The 6,592-nt window shown below is 46.9% G+C and carries 6 protein-coding genes; all 6 read right to left on the reverse strand.

What is annotated here, in order from left to right; translation table 11 throughout:
• Nucleotides 1–413 precede the first annotated feature (413 nt).
• The 6 genes from pth to B3K91_RS12130 all read right to left on the reverse strand — a co-directional run bounded on the left by pth (nucleotide 414) and on the right by B3K91_RS12130 (nucleotide 6,460).
• Nucleotides 414–983: an aminoacyl-tRNA hydrolase gene (gene pth, locus B3K91_RS12105; RefSeq protein ID WP_214060576.1), complete on the reverse strand. Its 570-nt coding sequence runs from the start codon at nucleotides 981–983 to the stop codon at nucleotides 414–416.
• A gap of 3 nt (nucleotides 984–986) precedes the next feature.
• Nucleotides 987–1,631, reverse strand: a complete 645-nt coding sequence (locus B3K91_RS12110) for a 50S ribosomal protein L25 (protein ID WP_292595297.1) — start codon at nucleotides 1,629–1,631, stop codon at nucleotides 987–989.
• A gap of 13 nt (nucleotides 1,632–1,644) precedes the next feature.
• Nucleotides 1,645–2,592 (reverse strand): ribose-phosphate diphosphokinase, encoded by a 948-nt coding sequence (locus tag B3K91_RS12115; protein WP_214060578.1) that lies wholly within the window; start codon nucleotides 2,590–2,592, stop codon nucleotides 1,645–1,647.
• The gene (gene glmU / locus B3K91_RS12120) at nucleotides 2,592–3,941 is read right to left on the reverse strand and encodes a bifunctional UDP-N-acetylglucosamine diphosphorylase/glucosamine-1-phosphate N-acetyltransferase GlmU (RefSeq protein ID WP_214060579.1); all 1,350 of its coding nucleotides are present in this window, start codon (nucleotides 3,939–3,941) and stop codon (nucleotides 2,592–2,594) included. Before glmU ends, B3K91_RS12115 begins: the two co-directional genes overlap by 1 nt.
• Nucleotides 3,942–4,057: 116 nt before the next feature.
• A complete protein-coding gene (locus B3K91_RS12125) occupies nucleotides 4,058–5,185 on the reverse strand; it encodes an aldo/keto reductase (protein WP_214060580.1) in 1,128 nt (375 codons plus the stop codon).
• Nucleotides 5,186–5,272: 87 nt separating this feature from the next.
• Nucleotides 5,273–6,460, reverse strand: a complete 1,188-nt coding sequence (locus B3K91_RS12130; protein WP_292593499.1) for a DUF438 domain-containing protein — start codon at nucleotides 6,458–6,460, stop codon at nucleotides 5,273–5,275.
• Nucleotides 6,461–6,592: the final 132 nt, after the last annotated feature.

Below are 6,592 nucleotides of genomic sequence, written 5' to 3' on the forward strand. Positions count from 1 at the left end.
CTTCCTGGCGAAGCCAGCCTTGAGTCCGCCGGTGTTCCTCGGCGCCTTGCGTCCCGCCGAAGGCGGCATTGCGTCTTACTTCAGCAGTGACTAACTTTTCTCTCGCCTTCTCGTGAGCGCAGCGAACGTCTCGACAGTGCTCTTTCTCGACGGTATTATCGCTGAACGGATCCTCGCTCTTGGACGGCTTACGGAGGACGTTTCCTCAAGGCGTTCAGCGGTTCATACGGAACCGGTCAGTGTCTATTCTCGCAAGAGCCTACTCCCCGATGCCCAAGCGGGGACTAAAGATCAAGAACGTAGAGGTGACTAAATCGAGTCAATTTGGTAATGATGACTGATTCTGGAACTAAGGAATAAGATAATCGAACTCAAGAAAAGATGATGTGGGTTATGATGTGTCTGCTAATGTGTCAAGTAGCTTCCAGGCCATTGTAGTACGACATTGCTTTTCGTATGTCGCCGGCGATCAAGTCTTTTGCAGCAGAAACCGCAAGATCTACAGCCTTGCTTGCTTTGGCGTACTCTTCATCGCTGAATTTCCCGAGAACGTAGTCGACCATGTCTCCATGTTCCGGAAGCGGCCCAACACCGATTCTGATTCTCGGGAATTCCTTTGTCCCAATTTCCGAAATGACGGACTTCACGCCGTTGTGGCCGCCATCTGAGCCGTTCTCTCTAATTCTTATTCTTCCAAGAGGAATCCACACATCGTCATACACAAGAGTCAACGTGTCGCCTTCGCTGAAGTTGATATCCTTCATGAGTAATCTTACAGCGACACCGCTTAGGTTCATGAAGGTGAGAGGTTTCGCTACATATACCTTCGTCTGCCCCTCAAGAAGATAAGCATCGTAGAGTCTCTTCTGAATAGTCTTTCTAAGCCCTTGTTTGATCATTTGATCAACGAATAGAAAACCCACGTTATGTCTCGTGAGCGCATAACGTGGGCCAGGATTTCCCAGTCCAACAAAGAGAAACACTCTTTATTCCTCTTCTCCCTCTTCTTTCTTTCCCTTGTTGATTACTTCGGGCTCAACGTCTTCCTCAAGCTCTTCTGCTTCCTCTTCTTCAACTTCCTTTGCAACTCTTGGAAGCGCTATCAGCATAATTGCATCTTCGTCGTCAAGCAAGGGCTTTATTCCCTCAGGGATGTCCAGATCCTTTACTCTTAGAACATGACCAACGTCTAATGAACTCACATCAACGACAATCTCTTCCACGATATCTTTCGGAAGAACGGAAACCGGAAGCTCGTTGACGATATGATCAACTATTCCTCCCTTTTCTAGTCCCATCGGTGTGCCTACCAACCTGATCGGAATACGGAGTTCCATCTTATGACCACTGGAAGGAACAAAGAAGTCGAGATGAATAACCGAGTCATTAACCTTGTCTCTCTGCACTCCCTTCAGGAAGGCATGGTATTCCTTTCCATCCAGAGTAAGAACGATCGAAGATGTCTCCGCTACTCTTTTCATGATTCTCAAAACCTCAACCTTATCCAGGCTAATGGAAATAGTCTCCATTTCTGCCCCGTAAATCACTCCAGGAATCTTGCCCTCAATAAGCAGGTTCTTTGCTTTCACTTCACCGTTGCGGGGTTCAGCAACGAGATTAATTTCGTGCATTTGTTTCCCTCCTCTATCTGAACAAAATACTCACCGACAGATTCTTTCTGACTCGGGTCAACGCTTCTGCCAGAAGCGGTGCAATCGACAGCATCAATATGTTTTCGGGAAGATCGTCGTGGAATATCGTATCTGTGATGAAGACCTTCTCGATCTCCGAGTCTGCAATTATGTTCTTCGCATCGCCGGAGAAGACCCCGTGAGTCGCACAAGCATATATCTTGCCCGCACCGTTGGATTTTAGCATCTTGGCTGCCTCTACCAGTGAACGACCGGTGTCAATTATATCATCAAAGATTATTGCTGTCTTTCCCTCGACATCGCCGATTATGTGAACCATTTCGGCCTCATTGTCCCTCGGTCTTCTCTTGTCGAGAATCGCCATAGGAACGCCAAGTTTCGCAGCGAACTTGCTGGCACGTTTGACTCCGCCGATATCAGGCGAGATCACTGCCATTTCGTCTCTATTAAACGCACCTTCACTGAAGAACTTCAGAAATGCAGGAAATGACCAGAGATTGTCCACGGGAATATCAAAAAAACCCTGTATCTGCTCTGCATGCAAGTCTATAGTTATCAGTCTTCCCGCCCCAGACGTTGTGAGAAGATTCGCGACAAGTTTTGCTGTTATCGGGTCTCGGCCTCTCGCCTTTCTGTCCTGTCGTGCGTAACCATAGTAAGGAATCACCGCGGCAATTGAATGGGCCGAAGCACGTCTAAAAGCATCGATCATAATAAGGAGTTCCATAAGGTTCTCGTTGGCCGGACTACTGGTTGACTGGATAATGAAGATGTCATGACCTCTAACCGTCTCATCGATCTTCAGATTAATCTCCCCGTCGGAGAACCTCTTTGTTCTGCAATCTCCAAGCCTGATTCCAAGGTGTTTCGCGATTTTTTCGGCTAGCGGAAGACTCGCAGAACCGGCGAAAACCTTCATCTCGTTCGTCTGGTACGGCATCAGTTTTTCTCCTCCTGCCCTCTATTTTTTGGATATCTTCCTTCTTTCACGACTTGTCTGGCTCTGCCGAACGCAAGCGAGTCAGGTGGAACATCTTCAGTAATAGCTGAGCCGGCAGCGGTTACAGAGCGTTCGCCTATCTTCACCGGGGCGACCAGAGATGTGTTGCTGCCTATGAAGGCGCCGTTACAAATCTCCGTCTTATGCTTGTTCTTTCCGTCATAGTTACAGGTGATCGTACCTGCGCCAATATTGACATTCTCTCCTACATTCGTATCACCTAGATAGGTCAAATGCTGGGCCTTCGACCCTTTCCCGAGAACCGTCTTCTTGAGCTCGACGTAATTACCTACATGAGCGTTGTTCATCACAACGGCTCCCGGCCTCAACCTTGAAAAGGGACCGACTCTCGCTCCAGAACGGATCTCTGCGGAGTCTACTTCGGAGCGAATTATCTCTACGTCGTCTTCAACGATCGCATTCTCAATTCTTGTCATCGGACCTATCAAGCAGTTATCGCCGATACGGGTCTTTCCGGTTATGAAGACCATAGGCTCAATTACCGAGTCAATACCGATTTCAACGTCCGGACCAATATAACACGTCTCCGGATCAACCATCGTCACTCCGTTTCTCATGTGTTCTTCGTTTATTCTTTTCTTAGCTATTCTGGTTATTTCGGCCAACTGAATTCTGTCGTTTACGCCAAGAACTTCATCGGTATCTTCTACAACGATAGTATCTGCCCTTTCAGCCATCGCCACCGTATCGGTAAGATAGTACTCCTTCTGATCGTTGTCGTTAGACAATCTTTTAACTGCATCTCTGAGAAAGCTTCCCTTAAACGCGTAAATTGCCGTGTTCACTTCATCTATCTTTCTCGTCTCTTGATCGGCGTCCCTGTGTTCAACTATTCTGATCTTGTCTCCGGTTTTCACGACTCTTCCATAGCCGGTGGGATCTGCAGGTTTCATAGTGAGAAAGACAACATCATAATCACCATTTCTTCTAGTCAAAATTAGCTTTTCCAGAGTGGAAACTCTCACCAAAGGTTCGTCTCCCGCCACAACGACGACCTCTTCGTCATCGAGGTATTCGGCCGCCGTCATAACCGCATGCCCGGTGCCGAGCTGAGGGATCTGCCTGACAGAGAGAACATCTTCATCGAGGACAGCTTCTACTCTATCCGCTTCAAAACCCGTTACGACAACTATCCTGTCTACACCTGCCCTTCTCAGGGAAGCGGCAACCCAATTGATCATAGGTCTATCGATGATCCTGTGAATAACTTTTGGAAGTCTTGACTTCATTCTCTTTCCCTGACCAGCAGCAAGTATTATTCCAGTCATAAACAACTACCTCCCCGAAAGGTTTCAATTGGATGTATGAATACGGCACAATTATATAGCACCCGTAAGGAAAATAGCAGCTCTATAAGAAACAGGTGGCTTCTCTAACGGTAACCCTATTCGAAGAGCGCAGCAACTTCCTTGAGACTCTCGATTATCGGAATTCCCTGAGGACAGAGCTCTTCGCAACGTCCACACTCGATGCAGTTCGAGGCTCTACTCTCTTCCTTGATAAATCTCAAATAGGCATTCTTGTGGTCCTCGATGCTGTCAAACATGTATGCATCATTGAAGAACTCCAGACAACTTGGAATCGCCACACCGTTAGGGCATGGCATGCAATAATTGCAGCCGGTACAGTTCACTCTTATACTCTTTTTGTATTCTTCGCTGACCCTTTCGACGATAGCAAGTTCTGAAGCAGATAAGGAATCGGGAAGAGCCTCTCTGGCCGTTGCAATATTCTCCTTAACCTGATCCATGTTCGACATCCCGCTGAGCACAACACCGACGGCAGGATCATTCCAGACCCATCTAAGCGCCCAGGCGGCAGGCGATCTCTCAATCCCTGTAGACCGCCAAATTGAAAGGATATCCTCCCGTACATTTGATGCGAGCTTCCCTCCACGAAGAGGTTCCATAACAACGATTCCTATCCCCTTACCGGCCGCATATTTCAGGCCTTCAAAGCCCGCCTGATGCTCTGTATCCAGGAAGTTGTACTGAATCTGACAAAACTCCCAATCGTAGGAATCGATGATCTCCTTGAAAACATCTACAGTGTCGTGAAAAGAGAACCCGATATGTTTGATTCTTCCGCTGGAAAGGGCGGAATCCATGAAATCGAAGATATCGTGTTCCGTGAGATTCTTCCAGAATCTCTTGTTTAGGGAATGTATTAGGTAGAAGTCGATCACGTCAGTTCTCAAACGCTTCAACTGCTCATTGAGATAGTAGTCCATGTCTTCCCTGCTCTTGATCAACCAACTCGGAAGCTTGGTTGCAAGATGAACCTTCTCTCTGTAGCCATTTTGAAGAGCATGTCCGACAAAGGGTTCGCTCTGGCCATTATGATATCCCCAGGCGGTGTCGACATAGTCAACACCATTGTCGATAGCGAACCTAAGCATTCTCGTAGCTTCCTCAACATCTATAGACTGCTCGTCGAGCGTTGGGAGTCTCATACAACCGAATCCCAGGGCAGATACTTTCTCTCCCGTATTTCCAATCTCTCTGCGAATCATCGTATTACCTCCGAAAGAAAATTGAAGATTACTGTAGGTACACTCTATTCTACAATATCTGCGCCTGGTTTTCGAATTTCGCCTTTGCTAGTCCAGAGGATCGTAGATCCTCTTCTCGCCTTCAAGTGCCCTGATTTCAGATATCTCCTGAGTGACCTCGAGCGTACCCGCGTACTTCCCGTCGTTGTCTCTCAACGCAAAGTATCTTATATGAACCATTTTAGGTTCGAGGTTAAGCCAGAATTGAGCAACGTCTCTTGTTCCACTCTTGAAGTCAGAAAGAATCTTCTCAACAATATGGGCACTCTTCTGAGGATGGCAGTTCTGAACCTTTCTGCCGATTATCGCTCTCGTCCTTGTGAATATTCTTTCCCTTCCTTCGCTGAAATATCGAACTACATCGTCTTCGTCAACGTAAGTAATGTCAAATGGAAGGTTGTTAAGAAGTATCCTGAGCTGGTCGACTTTCAAGAAACCGCTTCCCAGATTCACAAGGCCTTCGACACTCTGCTCTTCAGGTTCGGCCGCCGATGGAGCAAATGGCATTGGCTCGAAAGCGAAGTATCCAATCTCGTCGAACTGAGTTCTGACTTCCTCCCACTCTTTCTCGGAAAGCAGTTTGAGCGAAGAGGGGAAAAGTATCTTGTGTTCCTTATAGATATGGTTTGAAAAGATCTCCGAAATACCTATTGCCAATTCGTTTGTATTGCTTTGCCCATCCTTCAGATTCCTGATTGCAGTTCCTAATTTCCTCCTCAGTTCTCTCACTTCATCGTGTTCCTTCCACATTATCGCAGGTGGTTGAACGAGGCCGTGTCTTTCAAGATACGGGAAAAGGACATTCTCTTCTTTAGAGAAATACGATTCAACAAGTTCAAAGTAATCAATCAGCGAAGATAGTCGCTTCACCTCTTCTTCTCCATACTTCCCTCTGCCGATCTTGGACGCGACATCCCGCAGCGCCTTAGACTTGTTAAGAATGTCTCTATGCTCTTCTATCAGAATGTGGAGAGGATGCCAGGGCTCGACATTGATATCGTCTTCGTCCAACGCCTCCTTAAATACGTCGAGATGAACGTTGCACATAAGCTGTATACTTTCGGGCGGCATCCCCTCTTCTACGAGCTTCTGCTCTAACTGTGCGATTTCGACGGGGGTTAATTCCCTCACAACTTTCATGAAATCTCCCCTTATGCTCTCGATGTTATCCGGATTTTCGTGCAGTCTCTTTATCAATCCTTTCAGGAATTCTTCTTTGTTAAAGAGCTCGCTCACTTCTTCACCTCCATGTCTTATAAATAGATCGTATCCTCTGAAACGGATTTCATCAGTAACATATGTTACATACCACGATTACAAAGCTCCATGAAGAACCTCTCAAAAGACACTGCTGAAATTAGACGCAAG

The sequence above is a fragment of the Mesotoga sp. UBA5847 genome, assembly GCF_002432735.1.
Taxonomy (GTDB): Bacteria; Thermotogota; Thermotogae; order Petrotogales; family Kosmotogaceae; genus Mesotoga.